General features: G+C 61.6%; 26 protein-coding genes. 9 read left to right on the forward strand and 17 right to left on the reverse strand.

From position 1 onward, the window contains the following. The first annotated feature begins 471 nt into the window (after nt 1–471). The 4 genes from AC1DZ5_RS10805 (at nt 472) to AC1DZ5_RS10820 (ending at nt 2,344) form a co-directional block, all read left to right on the forward strand. Entirely contained in the window at nt 472–810 is a 339-nt protein-coding gene (locus tag AC1DZ5_RS10805; RefSeq protein WP_477888860.1) for a hypothetical protein, read from the forward strand. A 191-nt stretch (nt 811–1,001) separates the two neighbouring features. Beyond that, nucleotides 1,002–1,400: a hypothetical protein gene (locus AC1DZ5_RS10810; RefSeq protein ID WP_477888862.1), complete on the forward strand. Its 399-nt coding sequence runs from the start codon at nt 1,002–1,004 to the stop codon at nt 1,398–1,400. A 286-nt stretch (nt 1,401–1,686) separates the two neighbouring features. Next, nucleotides 1,687–1,923 carry a hypothetical protein gene (locus AC1DZ5_RS10815; RefSeq protein ID WP_477888864.1) on the forward strand — a complete coding sequence of 79 codons (237 nt, stop codon included), beginning with the start codon at nt 1,687–1,689 and terminating at the stop codon, nt 1,921–1,923. Between the two features lie 88 nt (nt 1,924–2,011). Further along, entirely contained in the window at nt 2,012–2,344 is a 333-nt protein-coding gene (locus AC1DZ5_RS10820; protein ID WP_477888866.1) for a DUF6980 family protein, read from the forward strand. 142 nt (nt 2,345–2,486) lie between these two features. Here the strand turns inward: AC1DZ5_RS10820 and AC1DZ5_RS10825 are convergent, their stop codons facing one another. Both AC1DZ5_RS10825 and AC1DZ5_RS10830 read right to left on the reverse strand, forming a co-directional pair. Then, a complete protein-coding gene (locus AC1DZ5_RS10825) occupies nt 2,487–3,374 on the reverse strand; it encodes a DMT family transporter (RefSeq protein ID WP_477888868.1) in 888 nt (295 codons plus the stop codon). 14 nt (nt 3,375–3,388) lie between these two features. After that, the gene (locus AC1DZ5_RS10830) at nt 3,389–4,564 is read right to left on the reverse strand and encodes an aromatic ring-hydroxylating oxygenase subunit alpha (RefSeq protein ID WP_477888870.1); all 1,176 of its coding nucleotides are present in this window, start codon (nt 4,562–4,564) and stop codon (nt 3,389–3,391) included. Nucleotides 4,565–4,742: 178 nt separating this feature from the next. Between AC1DZ5_RS10830 and AC1DZ5_RS10835 the strand changes: the two genes are divergently transcribed. The 4 genes from AC1DZ5_RS10835 (at nt 4,743) to AC1DZ5_RS10850 (ending at nt 9,210) form a co-directional block, all read left to right on the forward strand. Then, complete coding sequence (locus AC1DZ5_RS10835; RefSeq protein WP_477888872.1) at nt 4,743–5,009, forward strand: exodeoxyribonuclease VII small subunit; 267 nt, start codon at nt 4,743–4,745, stop codon at nt 5,007–5,009. Next, complete coding sequence (locus AC1DZ5_RS10840) at nt 5,009–5,962, forward strand: polyprenyl synthetase family protein (protein WP_477888874.1); 954 nt, start codon at nt 5,009–5,011, stop codon at nt 5,960–5,962. The genes AC1DZ5_RS10835 and AC1DZ5_RS10840 overlap by 1 nt, the downstream gene beginning before the upstream one ends. Nucleotides 5,963–6,030: 68 nt before the next feature. Further along, nucleotides 6,031–7,926 (forward strand): 1-deoxy-D-xylulose-5-phosphate synthase, encoded by a 1,896-nt coding sequence (gene dxs, locus AC1DZ5_RS10845; protein ID WP_477888876.1) that lies wholly within the window; start codon nt 6,031–6,033, stop codon nt 7,924–7,926. 204 nt (nt 7,927–8,130) lie between these two features. After that, on the forward strand, nt 8,131–9,210 hold the full coding sequence (locus AC1DZ5_RS10850; protein WP_477888878.1) for a TRAP transporter substrate-binding protein: 1,080 nt from the start codon (nt 8,131–8,133) through the stop codon (nt 9,208–9,210). A gap of 69 nt (nt 9,211–9,279) precedes the next feature. On the opposite strand, the gene AC1DZ5_RS10855 is transcribed toward AC1DZ5_RS10850, so the two are convergent. The 4 genes from AC1DZ5_RS10855 to nhaD form a co-directional block, all read right to left on the reverse strand. Beyond that, nucleotides 9,280–9,780, reverse strand: a complete 501-nt coding sequence (locus tag AC1DZ5_RS10855) for a hypothetical protein (RefSeq protein ID WP_477888880.1) — start codon at nt 9,778–9,780, stop codon at nt 9,280–9,282. 84 nt (nt 9,781–9,864) lie between these two features. After that, nucleotides 9,865–11,415 (reverse strand): TRAP transporter large permease, encoded by a 1,551-nt coding sequence (locus AC1DZ5_RS10860; protein WP_477888882.1) that lies wholly within the window; start codon nt 11,413–11,415, stop codon nt 9,865–9,867. A 49-nt stretch (nt 11,416–11,464) separates the two neighbouring features. After that, on the reverse strand, nt 11,465–12,004 hold the full coding sequence (locus AC1DZ5_RS10865) for a TRAP transporter small permease subunit (protein ID WP_477888884.1): 540 nt from the start codon (nt 12,002–12,004) through the stop codon (nt 11,465–11,467). Nucleotides 12,005–12,155: 151 nt separating this feature from the next. Next, on the reverse strand, nt 12,156–13,439 hold the full coding sequence (gene nhaD, locus AC1DZ5_RS10870; RefSeq protein WP_477888886.1) for a sodium:proton antiporter NhaD: 1,284 nt from the start codon (nt 13,437–13,439) through the stop codon (nt 12,156–12,158). Between the two features lie 90 nt (nt 13,440–13,529). Here nhaD and AC1DZ5_RS10875 point away from each other — a divergent pair, with 90 nt between their 5' ends. Further along, a complete protein-coding gene (locus tag AC1DZ5_RS10875; protein WP_477888888.1) occupies nt 13,530–15,134 on the forward strand; it encodes a methyl-accepting chemotaxis protein in 1,605 nt (534 codons plus the stop codon). Here AC1DZ5_RS10875 and crcB read toward each other — a convergent pair. The 11 genes from crcB to pheA all read right to left on the reverse strand — a co-directional run bounded on the left by crcB (nt 15,125) and on the right by pheA (nt 25,453). Then, nucleotides 15,125–15,523, reverse strand: a complete 399-nt coding sequence (gene crcB / locus AC1DZ5_RS10880; RefSeq protein ID WP_477888890.1) for a fluoride efflux transporter CrcB — start codon at nt 15,521–15,523, stop codon at nt 15,125–15,127. The genes AC1DZ5_RS10875 and crcB overlap by 10 nt on opposite strands. Next, nucleotides 15,523–15,807: a ComEA family DNA-binding protein gene (locus tag AC1DZ5_RS10885; protein WP_477888892.1), complete on the reverse strand. Its 285-nt coding sequence runs from the start codon at nt 15,805–15,807 to the stop codon at nt 15,523–15,525. Before AC1DZ5_RS10885 ends, crcB begins: the two co-directional genes overlap by 1 nt. Before the next feature lie 5 nt (nt 15,808–15,812). Continuing rightward, nucleotides 15,813–16,835, reverse strand: coding sequence for an ADP-glyceromanno-heptose 6-epimerase (gene rfaD / locus AC1DZ5_RS10890; protein WP_477888894.1), 1,023 nt, complete (start codon nt 16,833–16,835; stop codon nt 15,813–15,815). Continuing rightward, nucleotides 16,832–17,761: a D-glycero-beta-D-manno-heptose-7-phosphate kinase gene (gene rfaE1, locus AC1DZ5_RS10895; protein WP_477888896.1), complete on the reverse strand. Its 930-nt coding sequence runs from the start codon at nt 17,759–17,761 to the stop codon at nt 16,832–16,834. Before rfaE1 ends, rfaD begins: the two co-directional genes overlap by 4 nt. A gap of 17 nt (nt 17,762–17,778) precedes the next feature. Continuing rightward, entirely contained in the window at nt 17,779–18,936 is a 1,158-nt protein-coding gene (lapB, locus tag AC1DZ5_RS10900; protein WP_477888898.1) for a lipopolysaccharide assembly protein LapB, read from the reverse strand. Then, nucleotides 18,926–19,240: a LapA family protein gene (locus AC1DZ5_RS10905; RefSeq protein ID WP_477888900.1), complete on the reverse strand. Its 315-nt coding sequence runs from the start codon at nt 19,238–19,240 to the stop codon at nt 18,926–18,928. The genes lapB and AC1DZ5_RS10905 overlap by 11 nt, the downstream gene beginning before the upstream one ends. 28 nt (nt 19,241–19,268) lie before the next feature. Next, entirely contained in the window at nt 19,269–19,580 is a 312-nt protein-coding gene (locus AC1DZ5_RS10910) for an integration host factor subunit beta (RefSeq protein WP_310341725.1), read from the reverse strand. A gap of 127 nt (nt 19,581–19,707) precedes the next feature. Further along, the gene (gene rpsA, locus AC1DZ5_RS10915) at nt 19,708–21,390 is read right to left on the reverse strand and encodes a 30S ribosomal protein S1 (RefSeq protein WP_310341726.1); all 1,683 of its coding nucleotides are present in this window, start codon (nt 21,388–21,390) and stop codon (nt 19,708–19,710) included. A gap of 89 nt (nt 21,391–21,479) precedes the next feature. Beyond that, nucleotides 21,480–23,477, reverse strand: coding sequence for a bifunctional 3-phosphoshikimate 1-carboxyvinyltransferase/cytidylate kinase (locus tag AC1DZ5_RS10920; RefSeq protein ID WP_477888903.1), 1,998 nt, complete (start codon nt 23,475–23,477; stop codon nt 21,480–21,482). Next, nucleotides 23,477–24,352, reverse strand: coding sequence for a prephenate dehydrogenase (locus AC1DZ5_RS10925; RefSeq protein ID WP_477888905.1), 876 nt, complete (start codon nt 24,350–24,352; stop codon nt 23,477–23,479). Before AC1DZ5_RS10925 ends, AC1DZ5_RS10920 begins: the two co-directional genes overlap by 1 nt. Nucleotides 24,353–24,370: 18 nt before the next feature. After that, entirely contained in the window at nt 24,371–25,453 is a 1,083-nt protein-coding gene (pheA, locus tag AC1DZ5_RS10930) for a prephenate dehydratase (protein ID WP_477888907.1), read from the reverse strand.

The following is a 25,453-nucleotide window of genomic DNA, read 5'->3' on the forward strand; positions in this document are numbered from 1 at the left end:
TGAGTGGTCAAAATCGAGAGTGAAGACTGCGGTGTTTGTCGCTATTTTTATGAGAGCAGCTCACGCAGACTGGATATGAAAAAATGCCATTTTTTATAGACCACACTCCCACGTTATACCGCAGCGCTTTGCGGTATAAATTACGTTAAACGTCCATGGAAGCATCGACCTTTCTCATAGACTTTCACTCTCATCTCGGCGAAGAAAGCTGGCGAAATTTCATGCTCGCTGTCGGAACTGCCGGGGCAAGCAGTCGCTGGCTCGGCTCTCACCAAGTCGAGTTGACCTGCATAAAGCGCAGTCAACTTCAGCACGTAGGTTTCATCATTTACAGAGTCTGTCAACCTCGCCTAGGCAATGTCGTTGGCGTCACCGGGCTAGCTGAAGATCGGGCAAGTGCATATGCGCAGGCCGTTTAACAGGTTCGTCGAATGGACCCACAACGGCGGCCAACGTTAGACATTTGAAGTCATGAGTACGCTTTCGCCACAAGAGCTTGAGAAACTGTTCCATCCAACGATGGAAGAACCATTGCAATGGACAGTCATACGCTATGAGGTCGATTTGGCGTATGAAACTGGGTGCGCGGAGTTTGTCCTGCTCACCTTCCAATCTGTCTCTGGCTCCTTGAAACGCCTGAGATTTTCTGTCCCTCGGACCATGAACTTTTCTTGTCAGTTGCCACAAAACCTCTATGTGGCCGACTTGAGTAGTCTGGGATGGGAGAATGGTCAGCAGATTGAGGTCGGCGAATGGGGGGAAGACAATGCAGTGGTTTTTTGGGCCAAATCAGTCGAAGAAGATGTCTAACAATTTGTTCGTCGCGGACATGCAGCAGCAGAATGCCGCTGCGCGGCGTGTGCTGCCCGCCGTACAACGTCGACGTTAACGACTGCTTGGGAGCACTGTGAAAGACTGTAACCAGTCTGCAGGCGCCTCGGCTCCGCGGCGGAAGCGGGCCCTTAGAAACGATTCGCTGCTAAATCACGTTAAGCGGCAATATGACATTCGTTCGTGAAATTTGTACTACTCAAGTCTTCAACGCGCTGCGCTTACCGCATAGTCTGCTTGAGGATGAAAAACTAAACTTTCTCGAACAGCACTTGATTTTTGAAATCGACAGCTGTAGCGCGCTCATTATTCGGCCGTTTCACTACTCAAGTTACCCAGATCGCCAGATGGACTTCTATGTAGAAGAAAAACACTTCATTGCTTGGGAATTAATACAACCCGCCGATGGGCCTGAGAGGGTTGAAATCTACTTCAATAAAAGTGCGTCGAAAGAAGAAAGGGCCAAAGTTACTGCATTGCTTCAAGAGGCAGTTGGAACAATGCGAGATGGATTTCGCGAGTCACCACGTTTACTCCCAATCGTTGGCCGGGAATCAGGCTGGTCATGAATTCAATTTCTATGCTGCTACCCTTTGACCATTCGGCTCTGAATGAACATGCAACCGACAATGATCCCTTCGCGGCAAAGATTGCGCACCAGTAGTCTCCACTGTTAAAGCTAGAAATCGTAGTTGTTTAATGACCGCTTCCAGTCTGATGCCGCTATCTGATAAATCTCGCTGAATGTCACCTATTAGTCGAATCGCTGCTCTTAACGCCTTGGTCAAAGTCTCAATACCCGTTCCCGAAGCTATTTCAAATCTAGCCCTACTTCCGTGGGACTCGGAATCAAACTTGATAGTCCTCAACCCTGATGACTTCAGCCAGGTGCTGTCCAAGTTTGTTCGAGGAACATTGGCTGAATCTGACGTTGAGGCGTGGGCAAACGCACTTGAGTGGCGGGAGGATATTGGGTACGCCAACTCGACAGTAAGAGAGCTGCTGCATGAACTTGCAAACCCGTTGCTAACCATGCAACTGACACCTCAGAGAGCGGCGCTTCTGTTGGCAATAGCGCAGAAAGTCAGCTAACAGTCTGTTGACGCCTCAGCTACTCGGCAGAATCTGACATCTGAAGTGTCGATAACATTGCCCAATCCATAGTTCACCTAGCCGCAATATGACATTTTCATTCGTCTTAGTTGATGAACCTACGCATGTAAAAGATCATTGCTGTCCGGACATGTCGGAGCAAAGCAACATGTCCTTTCCGGCAGCAGAAAGTCCTCTGCTGGGTTCAACTGACAAGCGAATCTATTGGTCGCCAGTGTTCGACGAATACGGCTTGATTTGTCAGCCTTCGGCCGAAGTTCTGCAGATAAATCATTGTCCTTTCTGTGGCTCTAAGCTCCCACCATCTCGACGAGATAGATGGTTTGAGAAGTTGGCAGAGCACGGATGGAGTACTTGGGGCGACCCAATCCCCGCTGAACTACTTACATATAACTGGTGAGTGTTTTGACCGCTTTCAGTCGGCAGGCACCTCAGCTACCCGAAGGATCTGGACCCAATTTAAGCTCCTTAGACTTGCGCAGCAAATCCCTGTAAATGACCACTATGGGTAGTCGTTGGGATCTGCTTTTAGACTAAAGTTTTCAATGCTCTTCCGCTGGCGTATTGGGAAGAGCTCGCGAACGCAGAATGGTTGCCAGCACGCCACTGGTCACGATGACCGCAATGCCCGCCCATCCCATCGGTTCGATGTGGTCGCCAAACAGCACCAGGCTAAAGACCACAGCAAACACAATGCCCGAATACTGCATGCTGGCCACCACCAGCGTTGCGCCTTTGCGGTAGGCGCGCGTCATGCACCACTGGCCCAGTGAAGCCAGGATACCGATGGGGATGACCCAGGCCGCGTCTTGCCAGGCCACTTCGCTCCAGGGCGTGATGTGGGTAAACAGCGTGCCCACGCCGCCCACCACGGCACTGCCCACCGAGAAGTAAAACACCGTGCGTTCCTCGGGCTCGCCCACCTTGCCCAGTGCGGTGACCTGCATATAGGCCAGGGCGGAGCCCAGACCCGAGAGCAGGCCCACCACGCCGCCGAAGAGCTGGTTTTGGTCGATGGTGGGGCGTAGTGTCATCACCACCCCCGCGAAGCCCATGAACACCGTGCCCAAGAGCGCGCCCTGGGGTTGGTTCTTGCCGTAGAGCAGGGCGCCGCCCACCACAAAGGCCGCCACCCATACGCCGCTCATGTAGTTCAGCGTCATGGCGGTGGCCAGGGGCAGGTGGGCGATGGCGTAGAACCAGGAACTGAGCGAGGCCACGCCAATGAAGCTGCGCCACACATGCATCATGGGCACCGGCGTGCGCAGGGTGGCACCACGGGCGCGCACCACAATGCCCATGAAGATGATGCTGACGATGCCGCGGTAAAACACCAGCTCAAACGTGCCAAAGCTGTGGGAGGCGAACTTGATGCCCACCGCCATCAGCGCGAACCAGAACGAGGCCAGAACCATCCACAGTGCTTGCATGGTGTCTGTCGTGCTCAGGCCAGGTGTTGGGACAGGTCGACCTTGCCGCGGTACCACTCGTGGAAGTGCTGCATGCCGTCTTCCATAGGGCTTTGGTAGGGGCCGATCTCGTTGTCGCCACGCGCCAGCAGGGCGGCACGTCCGGCGTCCATGCGCTCGGCGATTTCATCGTCCTCGATACAGGTTTCCATATAGGCAGCCTGCTGGGCTTCGACGAACTCGCGCTCAAACGCGGCAATCTCTTCGGGGTAGTAGAACTCGACCATGTTCATGGTCTTGTTCGGCCCCATCGGGTGCAGCGTGGACACGGTCAGCACATGCGGGTACCACTCCACCATGATGTGCGGGTAGTAGGTCAGCCAGATGGCGCCAAACTTGGGCGGCACACCGTTGCGGTAGTTCAACAGGGCGTTTTGCCAGCGCTCGTAGGCGGGGGAGCCTCCAGAGGCGTCGGCCTTGCCCAGGCGGTTGGCCACGCCCACGGTTTGCACCGAGTAGTTGTCGTGCATTTCCCAGCGCAGGTCGTCACACGTCACAAACTGGCCCAGGCCCGGGTGGAAGGGGCCCACGTGGTAGTCCTCCAGATAGACCTCAATAAAGGTCTTCCAGTTGTAGTTGCACTCGTGCATCTCCACGCGGTCCAGCACATAGCCGTCAAAGCTCAGGTCGGCGCGCGGGCCCATATTGGCCAGTTGGGCCGCCACGTCCACGCCATTGGCTTCAAACAGCAGGCCGTTCCACTCCTGCAGCTTGTAGTTGTTCAGGTTCAGGCAGGGGTCTTGGGCAAAGTGGGGGGCGCCGATCAGCGTGCCGCTTTGTGTGCCATGGCTGCCTGCGTGGGCGCCGCTGTAGGTCCAGCGGTGCAGCGGGCAGACGATGTTGCCACTGGCGCTGCCCTGGGCGTTGTGGGTCAGCGAGCCGCGGCCCTTGAGCATCACGGCCTGGCGGTGGCGGCAGACGTTGGAGATGAGTTCGATCCCGCCCGCATTGCGCACCAGCGCGCGGCCTTCCTTTTCCTGGGGCAGGGCGTAGTAGTCCCCCACGTTGGGAACGCTCAGGGAGTGCCCCACATAGCGGGGCCCTTGCTGGAAGATACTTTGCATCTCAAGCGCATAGAGCGCCGGGTCAAAGTAGCTTGAAACTGGTAGTTGGCTGTGTGCCTGCTGCAGTTGAAGACTTAAATCAGACATGGGTGACCTGACCTGAAGACTCCCCACAGGGGGGTGCGCCATAGGGTGCGCATTCAGGTGCGCAACAAGGAGCTCGGTAAATGGGAGCCGTCCATCCCAGAAGCGGGAGGCCGGAGGCGGGAGGGGCGATTGTACCTGCTTGGGCCTAAAATCGCGGTTTGCTTTTTGAACGTCTCCCATGCCCAAGGCCAGTGCTTCCTCTCCTACCCTTGCCAACGCCGCTGTCGACAGCAGCGTGCCCCCGCCCGCCAGCTATGAGGCTGCCATGGAAGAACTGGAGCGCCTGGTCGCCCGGCTGGAGTCTGGCGAGATGCCACTGGACCAGTTACTGAGCGGTTACCAACGCGGCGCGGCACTGCTGCAGTTCTGCCGTGACAAGCTGCAGGCGGTGGAAGAACAAATCAAGGTGCTGGACGACGGCGCCCTGAAACCCTGGAAAGCCTGATGCTCGCAGCCGTTGCCCCCCACCCCGTGGCCCCTTTTGACTTGGACAGCTGGAGCCGCGAACGCCTGAACCAGGTAGAGCGCGCGCTGGAAGCCTGGATCACCGCTGACGCGCCCCAGGGCGTGGACCACGGCGCGCCCGCCGCGCTGGTGGAAGCCATGCGCTATTCCGTGCTGGACGGCGGCAAGCGCCTGCGCCCGCTGCTGGTTTTGGCCGCGCATGAGGCCGTTGCGGCCAATGGCCATGGCTGCCCCGCCGCCGCCCTGCGTGCGGCCTGCGCGGTGGAGCTGATCCACGCGTATTCGCTGGTGCACGACGACATGCCCTGTATGGACAACGACGTGCTGCGCCGGGGCAAGCCCACGGTGCATGTGCAGTTTGGCGAGGCCAGCGCGCTGCTGGCCGGTGACGCTTTACAGGCTCTGGCGTTTGAATTTTTGACGCCCCAGGACGACTCGGTGCCCTGTACCGTGCAAGCGCGCCTGTGCGGCCTGCTGGCGCGCGCCGCGGGCAGTGCCGGCATGGCCGGTGGCCAGGCGATTGACCTGGCCAGCGTGGGCCTGCCACTGACGGAGAACCAGCTGCGCGAAATGCACCAGCTCAAGACCGGCGCGCTGCTGCAGGGCAGCGTGGTGATGGGCGCACACTGCGCCGCCCCCTCGGTCCAGGCGCTCAAGGGCCTGGAGGCGTATGGCGCGGCCATTGGCCTGGCCTTCCAGGTGGTGGACGATATTCTGGATGTGACCGCCGACTCGGCCACGCTGGGTAAGACCGCTGGCAAAGACGCCGACAATGACAAGCCCACCTATGTGTCGCTGATGGGGCTAGCCGCCAGCCAGGCTTATGCGGCCCAGCTGCTTCAACAGGCGCTGGACGCGCTGCAGGCCAGTGGCCTGGCCGACACCCGCGCCCTGCAGGCCCTGGCCGGCATGGTGGTGCACCGCGCAAGCTAGGTGTTGAGAGAGAAATAGGCCTCTAGCCCCCGAATAATATGCGCAAGCAGCTACAAAAAAGATAGCAAATGCCCTCTAACGACATCATTCCATTGCCCCTGCTCTCCACGATTGAGGACCCCGCGGCACTGCGCCAGCTGCCGCGCGCGCAGCTGCGCACCCTGGCCGACGAGCTGCGCACCTACTTGCTCAACAGCGTGGCCAAGACCGGTGGGCACCTGAGCTCCAACCTGGGCACGGTGGAGCTGACCGTGGCGCTGCACTATGTGTTCAACACCCCCGAAGACCGCGTGGTCTGGGACGTGGGCCACCAGACCTACCCGCACAAAATTCTGACCGGTCGGCGCGACCGCATGCATAGCCTGCGCCAGTTCGGCGGCCTCTCGGGCTTCCCGCGCCGCGACGAGAGCGAATACGACACCTTTGGCACCGCGCACTCCAGTACCTCCATCTCGGCTGCGCTGGGCATGGCGCTGGCGGCCCGCATCAAGGGCGAAGACCGCTACTCGGTGGCGGTGATTGGCGACGGCGCGCTGACCGCCGGCATGGCCTTTGAGGCGCTGAACAACGCGGGCGTGGAAGACTGCAAGCTGCTGGTCATCCTGAACGACAACGACATGTCCATCAGCCCGCCGGTGGGTGCGCTGAATCGCTACCTGGCCCAACTCATGAGCGGCCAGTTTTACGCCGCTGCCAAGAACGTGGGCAAGACCGTGCTCAAGGGCGCGCCCCCGCTGTTTGCGTTGGCCAAGCGCATTGAAGAGCAGGCCAAGGGCATGGTGGTGCCCGCCACGCTGTTCGAGAAATTCGGCTTTAACTACATCGGCCCCATCGATGGGCATGACCTCGATTCCCTGATCCCCACGCTGGAAAACATCAAACAACTCAAAGGCCCGCAGTTTTTGCACGTGGTTACCAAAAAAGGCCAGGGCTACCAGCTGGCCGAGGCCGACCCCGTGGCCTACCACGGCCCCGGCAAGTTTGACCCGGCCGTGGGGCTGGTCAAGTCCACCGCCGTGGCCAAGCCCACCTTCACCCAGGTGTTTGGCCAGTGGCTGTGCGACATGGCTGCCGCCGACCCGCGCCTGGTCGGCATCACGCCCGCCATGCGCGAGGGCTCGGGTATGGTGGAGTTTGAAAAGCGCTTTCCCGCACGCTACTTTGATGTGGGCATTGCCGAACAGCACGCGGTGACGTTTGCCGGTGGTTTGGCCTGCGAGGGCTTGAAGCCCGTGGTGGCGATTTATTCCACCTTTTTGCAACGTGCCTATGACCAGTTGATCCACGATGTGGCGCTGCAAAACCTGCCCGTGGTATTTGCGCTGGACCGTGCCGGTTTGGTGGGCGCAGATGGGGCCACCCATGCAGGCGCCTACGACATTCCTTTCTTGCGCTGCATTCCCAATGTCAGCATTGCCTGCCCGGCCGACGAGAACGAATGCCGCCAGTTGCTGAGCACCGCGTTTGCCCAAAACCACCCGGTGGCGGTGCGCTATCCGCGTGGCAGTGGCGCCGGTGTGGCGGTGCAAAGCAGCCTGGAAGGACTGCCCTTTGGCAAGGGTGAAATTCGCAAGCAAGGCAAGGGCATTGCCATTCTCGCCTTTGGCACACTGCTGCAGCCGGCGCTGGTAGCCGCCGAAGCGGTGGGCGCCACGGTGGTGAACATGCGCTGGGCCAAGCCGCTGGACACGGCCTTGCTGCTGCAGGTGGCGAACAGCCACCAGGCGCTGGTGACGGTGGAAGAGGGCGCCACCATGGGCGGTGCGGGCAGTGCGGTGCTGGAGGCATTGCAGGCCGCCGGGCTGGAGCTGCCGGTGCTGCAACTGGGCCTGAGCGACGAGTTCATCGAGCATGGTGACCCCGCGTATTTGTTGCAACTGCAGGGGCTGGATGCCAAGGGCATGCAGGCTTCCATCACGCAGCGTTTTGGTGCATTGTTGGCACCTGCCGCACGCGCTGCGTAAGCCACCCGTCAGTTAGAAAGCCAGCGCGCAACACGCTGGCTTGCAGAATCCTGAATGCGGCGTGCCAGCGTGCCCGTGTCGAGGGAAAACCCCCACGAAAGGGGGGCACCGCGTTCCTACAATCGCGCTTGACTACTACAGTCCTTGCGGCAAGGGAGCACTTCGCCGTGAGATGGTTACAACACAATTACCGGAGTACACCGAATGGATCGTCGTTCAATCATCAAAAACGCAGGCATTGCTGGCGTTTTGGCCGCAGGTGCAGCACCTGCTGTGCATGCACAAGCCGCAGTGCGCTGGCGCCTGGCCTCCAGCTTCCCCAAGGCGCTGGACACCATCTTCGGTGCTGCCGAAGTGTTCGCCAAAAAAGTGAAAGAAATGTCGGGCGGCAAGTTTGAAATCTCCACCCACGCGGGCGGCGAAATCACGCCTCCGTTCGGTGTGGTCGATGCCGTGAAAGATGGCGCGGTGGAATGCGCACACACAGCGCCTTACTACTTCTTCGGCAAGAACGAAGCGTTTGCTTTGGGCTGCGCGATTCCCTTCGGCCTGAACAGCCGCCAGATGACCGCCTGGATGTACGAAGGCAACGGCCTGAAGCTGATGCGTGAGTTCTACACCAAATACAACATGATCAGTTTCCCCATGGGCAACACAGGCGCCCAGATGGGTGGCTGGTACCGCAAGGAAATCAAGTCGGTGAAGGACCTGCAAGGTCTGAAGTTCCGTACCGGTGGCTTCCCCGGCAAGGTGATGGAAAAAATCGGTGTGGTGCCCCAGAACATTCCTGGCGGCGAAATCTACACCGCGCTGGAAAAAGGCACCATCGATGCGGCCGAGTGGGTCGGTCCTTACGATGACCAGAAGCTGGGCTTCAACAAGGTGGCACCGTACTACTACTACCCCGGATGGTGGGAAGGCGGCCCTCAGCTGGACCTGTACATCAACCAGAAGGCCTACGACGCACTGTCGGCGGAAAACAAGGCCATCGTCGAGTGCGCCGCGGCCTATGCCCACACCGACATGCAAGCCAAGTACGATGCCCGCAACCCTGCTGCACTGAAGCAGCTGGTGGGCAGCGGCACCAAGCTGCGTCCGTTCCCCAACGACGTGATGGCTGCTGCGTTCAAGGCCGCAGAAGCCCTGTACGCCGAACTGAACGACAAGAACGAAGACTGGAAGAAGATTTACGCAGACTACTCCAAGTTCCGCGCTGACTCTAACCTCTGGTTCCGTTTCACCGAAGCCAAGTTCGACGGCTTCATGCAAAACCAGAAGCTGTAAAACACCACGTCAGTGGCAACAAAAAACCGCGCTACGGCGCGGTTTTTTTTATGGGCGCACGCGCAGCCTTCAGGGGTTGTTGCGCAGCACGGTCAGCGCCAGTTCCAAGCGTTTGAATTCGGCCAGCATGGTGGCATCGGCAGCATAAAAGATGATCAGCTTGCCGCCAAAACTCTTGGTGTAGAGCCGTGGGGCAATCAGCCAGTCCAGCCCGCCAATGCGGATGACCTTGGCATAGGCCAGGTTGTTCAACTCCACGCGCTTGCGCCACATCCACGACTGCTCCAAAAACTGGCCGTTGAGTCGAGTTTTTCCGGTAACCACAAACCATACGGTGTAGGCCATCAGCCCCCAGGGTGCCAACAGCCAGAAAACGGGCTGCGGTGCGGCCTGCTGCAAATTCCATTGGTGCATCTGCCAGGCCCATGCGCCGGCCAGCATCAGCAGCACCAGGGCAATGCCCTTGAACACGGTGCCATAAGCGGCCGAGGTGACCTCACCAGCCTCGGGGGCGAAATTCAGTACGGCGGGAGGTGTGGGTGCCAGGGGGGGGGAGGTGTCTTGGGACATGCAGGTTCCTGAAAGTAAAAAGGCCCCACCCAGTGAAGGCGGGGCCGTGGCAGGCAAGGCCCCAGCGGGGCTGGGGCGGTGGTCTTATTTTTTGAACAGCTCGTCGATTTTCTTCTGCTCGTCTTCAGCCGCTTTTTCTGCAGCCTTGTCGACAGCCGCAGCGTCCACAGGGGGGGCCACTTCACCGGGCTTGAGTTCCATGGTGGCGGGGGCGCCTTCTTCGGCGGGCATTTCAATCGTCACCTTGTCGATGTCCACGACGATCTTCTCGTCCAGGAACATGGTGACCGATTGGGGCAGGAAAATCACCACCACCACCAGGATGATTTGCATGATCACCCATGGAATGGCACCGAGGTAGATGTCGTTGGACAGCACGGGGCGGGGAATGCGCTTGTCCTTGAACAGCGTGTCGGCAATGCCGCGCAGGTAGAACAGCGCGAAGCCGAATGGTGGGTGCATGAAGCTGGTTTGCAGGTTCACGCACAGCAGCACGCCGAACCAGATCAGGTCGATGCCCATCTTGTCGGCCACCGGGGCGAGCATGGGCACGATGATGAAGGCGATCTCAAAGAAGTCCAGGAAGAAGGCCAGGAAGAACACAAACACGTTCACCACCACCAGGAAGCCGACTTGGCCGCCGGGTAGACCGGTCAGCAGGTGTTCGACCCACTTGGCACCGTCCACGCCCTGGAACACCTGGCTGAACACGCGTGAACCGATCAGGATGAACACCACCATGGCCGTCAGGCGCATGGTGCCGCTCATGGCTTCCCAGATCAGGGCGGGGGTCAGGCGTTTGGACATGGCGGCCAGAATCAACGCGCCCACCACGCCCATGGCGCCGGCTTCGGTTGGTGTGGCAATGGCGGTGTTCTGGAAGGGCAGGCCGCCCATGGAACCCAGCACCGCAAAAATCAACACGGCGGAGGGGATGATGCCGCGCAGGCACTTGGACCACAGGGCCCAGCCGTCCAGCGTGCGTTCGCTCTTGGGGATGCCGGGCAGGTACTCGGGCTTGAAGCGCGAGAGCGCAAAGGTGTAGGCCGCAAACATCAGCACCTGCAGGATGGACGGGCCCCAGGCGCCCTTGTACATATCGCCCACGGGCTGGCCCAACTGGTCAGCCAGCACCACCAGCACCAACGACGGTGGCACCAACTGCGTGATGGTGCCCGAGGCCGCCAGCACTCCGGTGGCGTAGCGCATGTTGTAGTTGTACTTCATCATCACGGGCAGCGAGATCAGCGCCATGGCGATCACCTGGCCAGCCACGGTACCAGTGATGGCCCCTAGGATGAAGCCCACGATGATGACTGAGTAGCCCACGCCACCGCGCACCGGGCCAAACAGTTGGCCCATGGAGTCCAGCATGTCTTCGGCCAGGCCGCACTTCTCCAGAATCGTGCCCATGAAGGTGAAGAAGGGAATCGCCAGCAGCAGCTCATTGTTCAGGATGGAGAACAGCGAGATGGGCAAGTTGCCCATGAAGGCGGCGGGAAACCAGCCCATCTGGATGGCGTAAAAGCCGCTGGCCAGGCCCAGCGCAGCCAGGGAGAATGCGACCGGAAAACCGATCAGCATGATGACGACCAATCCCGCGAACATCAGCGGGGGGAAATGTTCCAGTTGCATAGGAGGTTCCTGAGTATCTTGTCGTTGTAGGTATGGGGGGCGGCCGTGCTTACTGCAGGGGTTTTTCGTAATGGGTGTCCATCTCGTACTTGCCTTGCAAATACGCCACGCGCTTGATGATTTCAGCCACGCCTTGCAGCCATACCATGGCAAAGCCTACGGGCATGGCCAGCACTGCGGGCCAGCGAATCAGGCCACCGGCGTTTTGCGACATTTCGCGGGACACGTAAATGCCCCAGAAATAATGGGCCGACAGGTAGGTGAGCAGGGTGATCACGGGCAGCAGGAAAAACAGCAGCCCGAACAGGTCTACGTAGACCGGCTTGTTGCCCTTGAGCTTGCCGTAGATCAGGTCCACCCGCACATGTTCGTTGAGCTTGAGTACGATGGGGGCGCCCACCATCACGGTGTAGGCAAACAGGTACCACTGGATCTCGATCCAACCGTTGGAGGTCAGGTCGAAGCCGTAGCGGATGAAGGCGTTGCCCGCGCTGATCAGGGCGGCCAGTAACACCGTCCACGACGCGAAGGTGCCCAGCTTTTCGCTGAGCCAGTCAATGCCAAAAGCGAATTTCAGTAGTGCAATCACAGAGGAGTCTCCATTAGTCTTGTTCGGGGGCACGCGCAGGCGCAGGCCGTGCTTTCAAGTCTTGGATAGTGCCTTAAATCCCCTGTAGAAAGCCTGACGCATGCGCTTGGTGTTTACCCTTAAGCGAAGGTCCGCAAAGCGCACTGTGGCGCTAGTGCAGCCAGCGCTCCAGCCCCATGTAAACGACGGCACCAGCCAGGTAGCCCAGCAGCGCCAGCCCGCCGATTTTGCGGGCGTACCAGAGGAAGTCAATCTTCTCCAGGCCCATGGCCGCCACCCCGGCGGCCGAGCCAATGATGAGGATGGAGCCCCCAGTGCCCGCGCAGTAGGCCATGAACTCCCACAGAAAGCTGTCGGCAGGGTACTGCGCCAGGCTGTACATGCCCATGCTGGCGGCCACCAGGGGTACGTTGTCCACCACGGCGCTGACCAGGCCTATGATCATCACGATGGCGTCCTGGCGTCCCACGGTCTGGTCCAGCCATTGGGCGATGGACGACAGCACATGGGTGTGCTCCAGCACCGCCACGCTGAGCAAGATGCCGATGAAGAACACCAGCGAACCCATGTCGATTCGCGTCAGCGCGCGTGCCAGCGTCAGGCGCTGCTTGCGCAGGTCTTCTTCCTGGCGGTGCACCAGATCGCCCACCAGCCAGAGCACGCCCAGGCCCAGCAGGATGCCCATGAACGGGGGCAGATGCGTCAGCGTCTTGAACACCGGCACCAGTACCAGAATGGCCAGGCCCAGAAAGAACATCAGGTTGCGTTCGAACGCACTGGTTTCCAGGCCGGCATCTTCGGCGCTGCGCTGCGGGGCCAGCACAGGACGCTTACCCAGCATGTAGCTCGTCACGGCCAGCGGCACCAGCAGGTTAACCAACGAGGGCAGGAACAGCCCTTTCATGATCTCCAGCGCGGTGATCTGGCCACCGATCCACAGCATGGTGGTGGTGACATCGCCAATGGGGGTCCAGGCGCCACCGGCATTGGCCGCGATGACGATGATGCCGGCGAAGAACAGGCGGTCATCGCGCTCTCGCAGCAGCTTCTTCATGAGCGAGACCATGACGATGGTGGTGGTCAGGTTGTCCAGAATCGCACTCAGAAAGAACGCCACCAGACCGACCAACCACATCAGTGTGGACAGCCGGGTGGTCTTGATGCGCGAGGTGATCACCTCAAAGCCGTTGTGTGCGTCCACCACTTCCACAATGGTCATGGCCCCCATCAGGAAGAACACGATCTGCGCGGTACCCATGAGTGACTCGCCCAACTGAGCGTTGACCAGCGCAGCATCGTTGTGGCCCAGCGCATACAGCGTCCACAGCAGGCCCGCGCCCAGCAGTGCGGATGCCGACTTGTTGACCCCGAGCGGATGCTCCAGGGCAATGGCGACATAGGCCAGAACGAAGATACAAATCAGTGCGGTCAGCATGGGGGCCTTTCTCGGGTCGGGGGAGTGTAAGGCCGTGTCATCACGACGTCATCGCTGCGCGTGACGATGGCGCCTCACAAGGAGGTGCCCATGGCATGGTTGGTACGTTGGCGAATTCGTTCGCGGTTGTTATTGCTGTTGGCGTTCTCGGTGGGGGCTCTGGCACTGGTGGGGGCGTTCGCCGCCTTCACCATCACCCGCGAGGCGCAGCGCGCCACCGACTTCATCGACGCCGAGTTTGAAGCCGTGCAAACCCTGGGCGATGTGCGCACCGCGCTGGGCAGCGCCCGTCGGTTTGAAAAAGACATTTTCCTGACCATGGGCGATGAGCAGGAGACTGAGCAGTTCACCGCCCAGTGGGCTGCCGAAGTAGCCCGCACGCGCGAGGCCATTGCCCGCACCCAGGCGCTGGCGCAGCCCGCTGATGCCGTGGCGCTGGCGGACATGCTGCAGGCGCTGGACCGCTACGCGGCGGGCTTCAAATCCATCCTCGGGCAAATGGCCCGTGGCGAGCTCAACGATCCTTGGGCTGGCAACCGGGCCATGGCGCCGCACAAGGCGCAGATTCAGCAGGCCGAGGCCGCGTTGCAGACATTGACCGCATCCATCTCGGCCCGGGCTGCGCAGCGGCGCGATGCGCTGGAGGCCACTGGTGCGCAGGCACCTTGGTTAGTGGGCGTGGCCACGCTGCTGGTGGCCGCACTGGCCACCGCACTGGTGCTGGCCATCGTGCGCTCCATCCTGCGGCCCATTGCCCAGCTGCAAACCACGGCAGACGCATGGGGCCAGGGCGATTTGCGTGCCCCGCTGCAGGTGTTCGGCCATGACGAACTGGGCGCTGTGCAGCGCGACCTGGGGCGCATGCACACCGCACTGGCCGGCTTGGTGACGCAGGTGCGCGCAGGCGTGGAGGTGGTGAGCAGCAATACCGATGAAATTGCCATGGCCAATACCGACTTGTCGGAGCGCACCGAGAAGGCTGCGGTGTCGCTGCAGCGCACCACGGTGGCTGTGGGCCAGTTGTCAGACGCTGTGCGGCATACAGCCGAATCGGCCCAGCAGGCGGTGCGCTCGGCCGTGGCGGCCCACCAGGTGGCCGAGCGCGGCGGCGCGGTGGTGGCCCAGGTGGTGCAAACCATGCAAGACATCAACGGTGCCTCGCGCAAGATTGCCGACATCATCCAGGTTATTGACGGTATTGCGTTCCAGACCAATATCCTGGCGCTGAACGCCGCCGTGGAGGCCGCCCGTGCCGGCGACCAGGGCCGTGGCTTTGCCGTGGTTGCCAGCGAGGTACGGGGCCTGGCGGGCCGTTCGGCCGAGGCCGCGCGTGAGATCAAGGCCATCATTGGCCGCTCGGTAGAGGCGGTGGAGCAGGGTACCGTGCTGGTGGCCAGTGCCGGGCGCACCATGCAGGACATTGTGCGCAGCGTGGGCCAGGTGTCCCTGACCATTGAGACCATCCGCAGCGCCGCCCAGGCGCAGCACACCGGCATAGGCCAGCTGCGCATCACGCTGGACCAGATCGACCAGGCGACCCAGCAGAACGCGGCCATGGTGGAGGAGTCGGCGGCGGGCGCCTTGAGCCTGGCCCAGGAAACCCAACACCTGCGCAGCGCAGTCCAAGTGTTTCAGCTCGACGACAACCCGAGTTTCATGCCAAATAGGCCGCTAGCCCTCATGAACTATGCGTGAGAAGCTATAAAAAACGTAGCAGACCGGATGCCTGCCACGGTGAGCAGCAGCGAGCCCAGCAGGTGTACCGCCGAGGTGCCCAGCGCCAGCGCATAGCGCTGCTGGCCCAGCATGCCGACCACTTCAGCCGAGAAGCTGGAGAAGGTGGTGAGCGCGCCCAGAAAGCCCGTGACCAGCGCCAGGCGCCAGGCCGGGTCCAACTGCGGCAGGGCCTGGAACACCGCCACACACACGCCAATCAGGTAGCCACCAATGAGGTTGGCGGCCAGCGTGCCCAGCGGCAGTGTGGTGCCCGCTGCAGCGGCTGCAGGGTTGAGCCACAGGCCCAACTGCCAGCGGGCCAAGGCACCGGCGCAAGCGCCCACACAGATGGCGAAAACGGCCAGCATTACGGGGTGGCTCCGGGGTAGGTGGCTCCGCCTACGGTCAGGCCCTGGGCGGAGAGTTTGGTGGCCGTTGGGGCCTTGATACCTTTGACGCGGACCATGAAGTCGGCCCAGCTTTTGAATGGTCCGGCCTCGCGCGCCTGCAGAATGCGCGCGGTCTGGCTGGGGCCCAGGCCACGCACACCATCGAGCTGTGCTTCAGTGGCGTCATTCACCTCCAGCGCCCAGCTCGATAGGCTGAACACCAGGCCGGCGGCCAACAGGGTCAGGGCGCGTGCGTATGCCATCGAGGTTAAGCCTTGCGGTTGGCCAGCCACTGCACGTACTTGCCCACGCCGGTTTGCACGTCTACAAACGCGTGGTCGCAGCCGGTGGCGCGCAGGGCCGTCAGATCGGCCTGGGTGTAGCACTGGTATTTGCCACGTAGCGCATCGGGGAAGGGGATGTACTCCACCAGGCCTTGGGCTGCGATATCGGCCAGTGGCAAGGCGGCCTCGCCGCGCAGACCTCGCATCGCGTTGACGACCGAGCTGGCCACGTCGTTGAAGGGCTGGGCGCGGCCCGACCCGAGGTTGAAGATGCCACTTTGCCCCGGGTTGTCGAAGAACCAGAGGTTCACGGCTACCACGTCGTCGATAAATACAAAGTCGCGCATCTGGCCGCCCTGCGGGTAGCCACCGTATTCACCAAACAGCTTGACCTTGCCTTCGGCATTGAACTGGTTGAACTGGTGAAACGCCACACTGGCCATGCGGCCCTTGTGCTGCTCGCGCGGGCCATAGACGTTGAAGTAGCGAAAGCCCACCACCTGGTGCGTCTTGCCGGCCTTGGTGCGCTGGAAGTCGTTGCCGCACTCACGGCGCATGCGCTGGTCAAACAGCAGCTTGGAGTAGCCGTAAACATTGAGTGGCGCCTCAAACGCAGGGTCTTCGCGGAAGGTGTCGGAGCCGCCATAGGTGGCCGCGCTGGAGGCATACAGCAGGCGCGCCCCGCGCTTCTGGCAGGCCTGGAACAGGTGCCACGACAGCGTGTAGTTGTTGGCCATCATGTACTTGCCGTCCTGCTCCATGGTGTCGCTGCAGGCGCCTTCGTGGAACACGGCTTCCACCTGGCCATAGTGACCGGAGGCAAAGTCGTCGTAGAAGCTGTCGGCATCCACATAGTCGGCAATTTGCAGGTCCGCCAGGTTGCGGAATTTGTCGCCCTGCTTGAGGTCGTCCACTGCAATGATGTCGGTCAGGCCGCGGGCATTGAGCCCGGCAATGATGTTGCTGCCAATGAAGCCGGCCGCGCCGGTGACCACGATGCGTGTCATGCAAATAGCTCCTCGTAAGACACCGTAGCGGTGCCGAATTTACCCACCACCAAACCACCGGCGCGGTTCGCCAGAGGCACGGCCTCACGCAAACTCAATCCGGCCCCGACCATGGCCGCCATGGTGGCAATCACCGTGTCGCCAGCGCCGGTCACGTCAAACACTTCGCGCGCCTGGGCGCTCACATGCAATTGGCCCGCGGCATCGAACAGCGTCATGCCTTCCTCGCTGCGGGTGAGCAGCACGGCGTCCAGCTGGAGTTGTTGGCGCAGGGCGCTGACCTTGCTGCGCAGTTCGTCTTCGCTGTGCCAGGCACCGATGACTTGCTGCAGTTCGGCGCGGTTCGGTGTGATGACGGTGGCCTGCTGGTAGCGCGAGTAATCGCTCCCCTTGGGGTCGATGAAGATCGGTTTGCCCGCAGTGCGCGCGCGTGCAATCATGTCGCTCACGTGGGCTAGGCCGCCCTTGCCGTAGTCGGAAAACAGAATCGCGTCGTGCTGCGGCAGCAGGTTTTCAAAAATGGCGGTCTGGCCGGCCAGGATTTCGTGGTTCGGGGTGTTTTCAAAGTCCAGGCGGATCAGTTGCTGCTGGCGCCCAATGACGCGCAGTTTGACCGTGGTCTTGAGGTCGCTGTCGCGGCCAAAGTGGGTGCGGATGCCGGTGGTGGCTACCAGCGCTTCGAGCTTGTGGCTGGCTTCGTCGTCACCCACCACGGTCAACAACGACGCCTGGGCGCCCAGCGTGGCGGCGTTGAAGGCCACGTTGGCGGCGCCACCGCAGCGCTCTTCTTCGCGGGTGACGCGTACCACGGGCACCGGGGCTTCGGGGCTGATGCGGTCTACCGCACCGTACCAGTAGCGGTCCAGCATCACATCGCCCACGACCAACACGCGGGCTTTTGAGAGAGTCAGTTTGGAAATCGTCATGGTCTTGTTATAGCGATTCAGAGTTCTTCGACGCGACGTGCGGGGTAGCTGTCCCATGCCTGGCAGCCCGGGCATTGCCAGAAGTGCACCTTGGCTTCAAAGCCGCAGGCTGCGCACCGGTAGCGCGTCAGGGGTTTGACCGCATGGTCCAGCGCACGCTGGACCTGGGGGTGGAAGGCTTCGCGTTCCAGCTTTTCGCCGGCAATCCATTTGGCAGCAGCCACCAGCGAGGGTTCTTTTTCGAGGTGGCGTGCGTACCAGTCGCGGGCGGTGGGCGTGGTTTCGCTACTGGCAGCTTCCAGCGCCACGATGGCGTCCAGCACGTCCAGCGAGGCAACCTGGGCGTAGCAATCCTTGAGCAGTGCCAGCGCGGCCGCGCCTTGGCCCGCGGCCACAGCCTGCTGGGCCAACAGCGGAGCGATCAGGGCCACGGCACTGGGAGCCGCCTGCATGGCCTCGGTCAGCGTGGTGTAGGCCTGGGCCGCGTGCCCGTTGTGGGCCTGTAGGTCGGCCAGATCCATGCGCGGGCGGGGCACGTCAGGCGCGGTGGCAATGGCCTGGTGCAACAGGAACTGTGCCTGGGCGGTTTCGCCAGCGGCCCGCAGCGTGGCGGCCTGTTCGCACAGGTAATGTGCCAGGCGACCCTTGAAACTGCCCTGGTCGCTGGATTCCAGCTTCTGCGCCACCAGCGCGGCCTGTTCCCAGTCGCGCGAGCGTTCGTAGTTGGCCAGCAGAGCCAGGCGGGCCTGGGCTTCAAAGCGCGTGCCTTCGAGTTTCAGCAGCGCGTCTTCGGCTCGGTCCAGCAAGCCGGCCTTGAGGTAGTCCAGCGCCAGTGCATGTTGTGCGCGATGGCGGTCGTCCAGGCTCAAGTCGCCGCGCGAGAGCAGGTGCTCGTGCACGCGCACGGCGCGCTCGTATTCGCCGCGGCGGCGGAACAGGTTGCCCAGCGCAAAGTGCAGCTCCGAGGTATCGGGGTCGTTCTGCACCGCCTCGATGAAGGCGTCGATCGCCTGGTCTTGCTGCTCGTTGAGCAGGAAGTTCAGGCCTTTGAAATAGGCTTTGGGCGCCTGCCGGTTTTCCATGCGCAGCTGGCGCATGTCCATGCGCGAGGCCAGCCACCCCAGCACAAAGGCCACGGGCAGGCCCATGAGGATCAGAGTGATGTCAAAGTCCATGCGGTGGGGCCATCGGCGGTTTGTTGGATTCGGCGTTGGCGTTGGCAATGGCGGCGGCTGCGGCCTGGCGTGCCAGGCTGGCAGCCCGTCGGTGGCGCCACCAGCGCGGCACCATGCCCAGCACACCAATTAGCAGGCCGGCGGCAAAGGCAATCAGCACCACTAGCACCAACGGAGCAGTCCAGCGAGTGCCAAAGAAAAATTGCACGGTCACATCGCCCTGGTTGTTCAGGGCAAAGGCGAACAGGGTAAAAAAAATGGCTGCTTTAAGTAGCCACTTAAAGAGCCATACGAGCTGTTTCATTGATCTCCTCAGTAGCGAGGAATTCTACTCAGCCCTTGGGGTGGGATTCCAGCTCGGCAGTACGTTGGTCCACAGCTTCACGCAGGGCCTTGCCGGGCTTGAAGTGAGGGACGCGTTTTTCGGGGATAGCCACGCTCTCGCCACTGCGCGGATTGCGGCCCATGCGGGGCGGGCGGCGGTTGATCGAGAAGCTGCCAAAACCACGGATTTCGATGCGGTGACCACGGACCAGGGCGTCGTTCATGGCGTCCAGAATGGCCTTCACGGCGAATTCGGCGTCGCGGTGGGTCAGTTGGCTGAAACGGTTGGCCAGTTCTTCAACGAGGTCGGAGCGGGTCATGACAATCCAGGGATAAGGCTAAGAAAAAACGACCGGCACCCCAACAAGGGAGGCCGGTCGTTCGTTCAGGTCAACAACATATCAGATGTTTGGTGGGACAGACCTTGAGCCTGTCCCCAACTGATGATTAAGAGTTGTTGTCCAGTTTGGCACGCAACAAAGCGCCCAGGCTGGTCGTACCGGCGTTTTCGCGGGCAGACTGCTGGCTCAGGGATTGCATGGCTTCGTTTTGGTCAGCCATGTCTTTCGCCTTGATGGACAACTGGATGTTGCGGGTCTTGCGATCCACGTTCACCACCACAGCCGTCACTTCGTCGCCTTCTTTCAGCACGTTGCGAGCGTCTTCAACGCGGTCGCGGCTGATTTCGGAAGCGCGCAGGTAACCCAGAATGTCTTCACCCAGGTCGATTTCAGCGCCCTTGGCGTCCACGGTCTTGACCTTGCCGGTCACGATCTGGCCCTTGTCGTTGACCGACACGAAGGTGGTGAAAGGATCGGAGTCCAACTGCTTGATACCCAGGGAGATGCGCTCGCGGTCCACGTCCACAGCCAAGACCAAAGCCTCGACTTCTTGGCCCTTCTTGAATTCGCGCACGGCGGTTTCGCCGGACTCGTTCCAGGACAGGTCGGAGAGGTGCACCAGGCCGTCGATACCGGCAGCCAGACCCACGAACACGCCGAAGTCGGTGATGGACTTGATGGGGCCCTTCACGCGGTCGCCGCGCTTGGTGTTCTGAGCAAACTCTTGCCATGGGTTGGCCTTGCACTGCTTCATGCCCAGGGAGATGCGACGCTTGTCTTCGTCGATTTCCAGAACCATGACTTCGACTTCGTCACCCAGGGCAACGATCTTCGAAGGAGCAACGTTCTTGTTGGTCCAGTCCATTTCGGACACGTGGACCAGACCTTCGATTCCAGGTTCCAGTTCCACAAACGCGCCGTAATCGGCGATGTTGGTGATCTTGCCGAACATGCGGGTACCTTGGGGGTAACGGCGGTTCACGCCCATCCAAGGATCGTCGCCCATTTGCTTCAGACCCAGAGACACGCGGTTCTTTTCGGTGTCGAACTTCAGGATCTTGGCAGTGATTTCCTGACCAGCAGTCACCACTTCGGATGGGTGACGGACACGGCGCCATGCCATGTCGGTGATGTGCAGCAGGCCATCGATACCGCCCAGGTCCACGAACGCACCGTATTCGGTGATGTTCTTGACCACGCCTTGCACAACAGAACCTTCTTTGAGGGTGTGCATCAGCTTGGCGCGCTCTTCGCCCATGGAGGCTTCCACCACAGCGCGGCGGCTCAGCACCACGTTGTTGCGCTTGCGGTCCAGCTTGATAACCTTGAATTCCAGGGTCTTGTTTTCGTAGGGAGACAGGTCCTTGGTAGGACGGGTGTCGACCAGCGAACCGGGCAGGAAGGCGCGGATGCCATTGACCAGAACGGTCAGGCCGCCCTTGACCTTGCCGGAGGTGGTGCCGGTCACGAATTCGCCGGATTCCAGGGCCTTTTCCAGGCTCATCCAGGACGCCAGACGCTTGGCCTTGTCGCGGGACAGGATGGTGTCGCCATAGCCGTTTTCCACGGAGTCGATGGCCACAGACACGAAGTCGCCCACTTGGACTTCGAGTTCGCCCTTGTCACTCTTGAACTCTTCGATTGGCACATAGGCTTCGGACTTGAGGCCAGCGTTAACCACGACGAAGCTGTGTTCGATACGGACAACTTCAGCGGTGATAACTTCACCGGTGCGCATTTCCGAGCGTTGTAGAGACTCTTCAAATAGGGCTGCGAAAGATTCAGACATGAGGTGTGCGGTTTGCACCGCGGGGTTAAGTTATTGAACCCCACAGCCGGTGCGCAGACGCGCGAGAGGAGCTATGGGGACCAGGTTGCCTAGAAAGGCTGTTTGCTTTGCCACCAGGCCAACACCGTTTCAACAGACGATTCGACTGTCAAATCCGAGTTGTCCAGCAACTGGGCATCTTCTGCAGGCTTCAAGGGGGCGACGGTGCGGGACGAGTCCCGGGCGTCGCGCGCCTCTAGGTCTGCGCGAAGACTGTCGATTGTAGTTGGAATTCCCTTTGAAATCAACTGCTTATAACGCCGCTCTGCGCGGCAGGCGGCGCTGGCGGTCAGGTACACCTTGAGCGGGGCGTCCGGGAAGATCACCGTGCCCATGTCGCGCCCGTCGGCCACCAGGCCCGGCAGCTTGCGAAAACCGCGCTGCAAGTCAATCAGGGCGGCGCGCACGGCCGGGAAGGCCGATACCTTGGAGGCGTTCATGCCCGCATCTTCAGTGCGGATGGCTTCGCTCACGTCTTCCTGGGCCAGCCAGATGTGGCTGCCCTCGAAATGGATGGGCAGGCTGCGTAGCAGGTTGACGATGGCCTGTTCGTTGGCGACGTCCAGCGCAATGCCGGCGCGGGTCGCGGCCAGGCCGGTGATGCGGTAGAGGGATCCGGAATCCAGAAAGTGGTAACCCAGCTTTTCGGCCAATACGGCCGCCAGCGTGCCTTTGCCGGAAGCCGTGGGGCCGTCCACGCAGACCACGGGGATGGCGGCGGTGTCGGCGGTAGCAACCGAGAACAGCGCCTCAAAGTAGTCGGGGAAGGTTTTTGCCACGCATTTGGGGTCTTCGATGCGCACGGGCAATCCGGCCGGGTTGAAAGCGGCCAGCGAGAAACACATGGCCACGCGGTGGTCGTCGTAGGTGTGGATGCTGCCGGTTGCCCATTGCGCAGCAGAGGCGGGCGGCGTCACGCTGATGAAATCCGCGCCCTCGACCACGGTGGCGCCCAGCTTGCGCAGCTCGGTGGCCATGGCGACGATGCGGTCGGTCTCCTTGACGCGCCAGCTGGCGATGTTGCGCAGCGTGGTGGTGCCGTCGGCGTAGAGCGCCATCACAGCCAGCGTCATGGCGGCGTCGGGGATGTGGTTGCAGTCCAGGTCAATGGCTTTCAAGGGCCACGCGCCGCGCTGGATGTGCAGCCAGTTCGGGCCGCTGTCAATCTTGGCGCCCATGGCCTGGGCGGCTTCCATGAAGCGGATGTCCCCCTGGATGGAGTCGGCACCCACGCCCCGGATCTTGATGCCATTCTGGCCGTCAGCCCCCGTTGTAATTGCGCCAAGTGCTATGAAATAGCTAGCACTGGAGGCGTCCGCTTCGACGTGGATGTCGCCCGGCGACTGCAGCTGGCAGCCCGCGGGAATAGTGAAACGCTGCCAGCCATCGCGCCGCACCTGTACGCCAAAGCGCGCCAGCAGATTGAGCGTGATCTCGATATAGGGGCGGGAAATCAGCTCGCCGACCACCTCAATCACGATGTCCTTGGCGGCGACCAGAGGCAGCGCCATGAGCAGGGCGGTGAGAAACTGGCTGGAAACATCGCCACGCACTTGGATGGCAGCATCGAGTTTGAGCGCCGGGCGGCCCAGGCGCAGCGGCGGGTAGCCGTTGTTGCCCAGGTAGTCAATCTGGCAGCCCAGCTGGCGCAGCGCGTCCACCAGATCACCGATGGGGCGCTCGTGCATGCGGGGCACGCCGCTGAGTTCAAAGTCGCCACCCAGCACGGCCAATGCGGCCGTCAGCGGGCGCATGGCGGTGCCGGCGTTGCCCAGGAACAGCTTGGCCGACGGATTGGGCAGCTTGCCGCCCAGGCCGGTGATGCGCACGATGGCTCCGGATTCTTCCACCCCGCAGCCCAGCGTGCGCAGTGCGACCAGCATGACGCGGGTGTCGTCAGAGTCCAGCAGGTCGTGGATGGTGGTGGTGCCGGCGCTCATGGCGGCGAGCAGCAGCACGCGGTTGGAAATACTTTTGGAGCCGGGGAGGGTGACGGTGCCCGCCGCGTGGGCGAGGGGGGGGAGGTCCAGAAAGGCGGTGGAGAACATTATTTATTGTGTTTGGACGCCATGGTCCAGTTGGCGCGGGTGTTGCTGGCCTGTTCGATCAGGCCTTCGAGCGCATCGCCATTGCCGCTGGAAATCATGAGTTCCATGGCCTGCAGGGTGCGCTGAAAAATCTTGCTTTGCTCCAGCAGCTCTTCGCGATTGGAGACCATGATGTCGCGCCAGATCTTGGGGTCGCCAGCCGCAATGCGGGTGAAATCACGGAATCCGGGACCGGCCAGCGAGAGGTAGTCCTTGCCCTGGGGCTGGCCTGAGATGGCATTCATCAGCGCAAACGCAATCAGGTGCGGCAGGTGGCTGACCGCGGCAAACGCGGCATCGTGCTGCTCGGGCGACATCTTGAGCACCCGGCAGCCCAACGCGGTCCACACGTCCACGGCTTTTTGCAGCTGGTTGGTCAGGGTGCGCTCGATCGGGGTGAGGATGATTTGTTTGCCGGCATACAGGTCGGCATCCGCATGCTCCACGCCCGACAGCTCTTTGCCGGCAATGGGGTGGGCCGGCACAAACGAGCCAATGTGCTCACGCAGGCCGCGGCGGCCCGCGTCGATCACTTCGCGCTTGGTGGAACCCACGTCCATGATCAGCATATTGGGCGTGACCAGGTGCTTGATGGCCTTGAAGGTGGCCTCAGTGGCAGACACAGGCACGGCCACCAGCACGATATCGGCGCCCGACACGGCCAAGAGCGCCGACGGTGCTTCGATGTCGATCACGCCCATCTGGCGGGCACGTTCGGTGGTGGAGGGGGATTTGCTGTAGCCGACCACCCGTTTGACCAGGCCAGCCCGTTTGAGGGCCAGGGCAAACGAGCCGCCCATCAAGCCGCATCCAATCAAGCCAAGCTGTTCAAACATAAGGTGTCCTGGTGTGCATCAGTCGGCCAGCGGGTAGGTTCCCAGCACCTTGTAGAAGGCGCACAGGCTGGACAAGTCTTTCAGGGCCGCCGCCACAGGGGGCTGGGACGGGTGGCCTTGCAAGTCGATGTAGAAATAGTATTCCCATTGGCCGGAACGTGCGGGCCGGGATTCAAAACGTGTCATGGACACGCCGTGGCGTTTGAGCGGCACCAGCATGTCATGCACGGCGCCGGGTTTGTTGGGCACGGATACCACCAGGCTGGTGCAGTCCTTGCCCGAAGCCTCGGGCGCGGGCAGCACGCTGGGCAGGCAGACCACGACAAAGCGGGTGCGGTTGAAGGCCTCGTCCTGGATGGCGTGCGACGCAATGTGCAGGCCAAATTCCGAGCCTGCGCGTTCGCTGGCAATGCCGGCCCAGGCCGGGTTGCTGGCGGCTAGGCGGGCGCCCTCGGCGTTGCTGGAGACGGCGCGGCGTTCGGCGTTGGGCAGGTGGGTGGTAAGCCACTGCTGGCACTGGGCCAGCGCCTGCGGGTGGGCCAGTACCACCTCAATTCCTTCCAGCGACGCGGTGCTGCGCAGCAGGTGGTGGCGCACCAGCAGGCTGATTTCGCCCACGATGTGCAGCGGCGAATTGAGCAACAGGTCCAGCGAGCGAGTCACCACGCCCTCGGTGCTGTTCTCCACGGGAATCACGCCAAACTCGGCAGAGCCCGCAGTGGCGGCGTGGAAGACTTCATCAAAGTTGGCGCAGGGCACATGGGTGATGCTGGAGCCGAAGAAACGCACCGAGGCTTCTTCGCTGAAGGTGCCCTTGGGGCCTAGGTAGGCCACGCGCTGCGGCGCTTCGAGCGAGCGGCAGGCCGACATGATTTCGCGCCAGATGACGGCCACGCTTTCACTCTTCAGCGCGCCCTGGTTGGCCTGTTGCAGGTTTTGGATCACCTGGGCTTCGCGGTCGGGGCGGAAGACGGCGGAGCCATCGAGCTTCTTGACCTCGCCGACTTCGTTGGCAAGGGCTGCACGGCGGGAGAGCAGGGTCAGCAGCTCCTGGTCGACGGCGTCGATCAGGACTCGGAGTTCGGGGAGGGTGCGTGCCAT

This window comes from Rhodoferax sp. P1_F3, assembly GCF_056405715.1.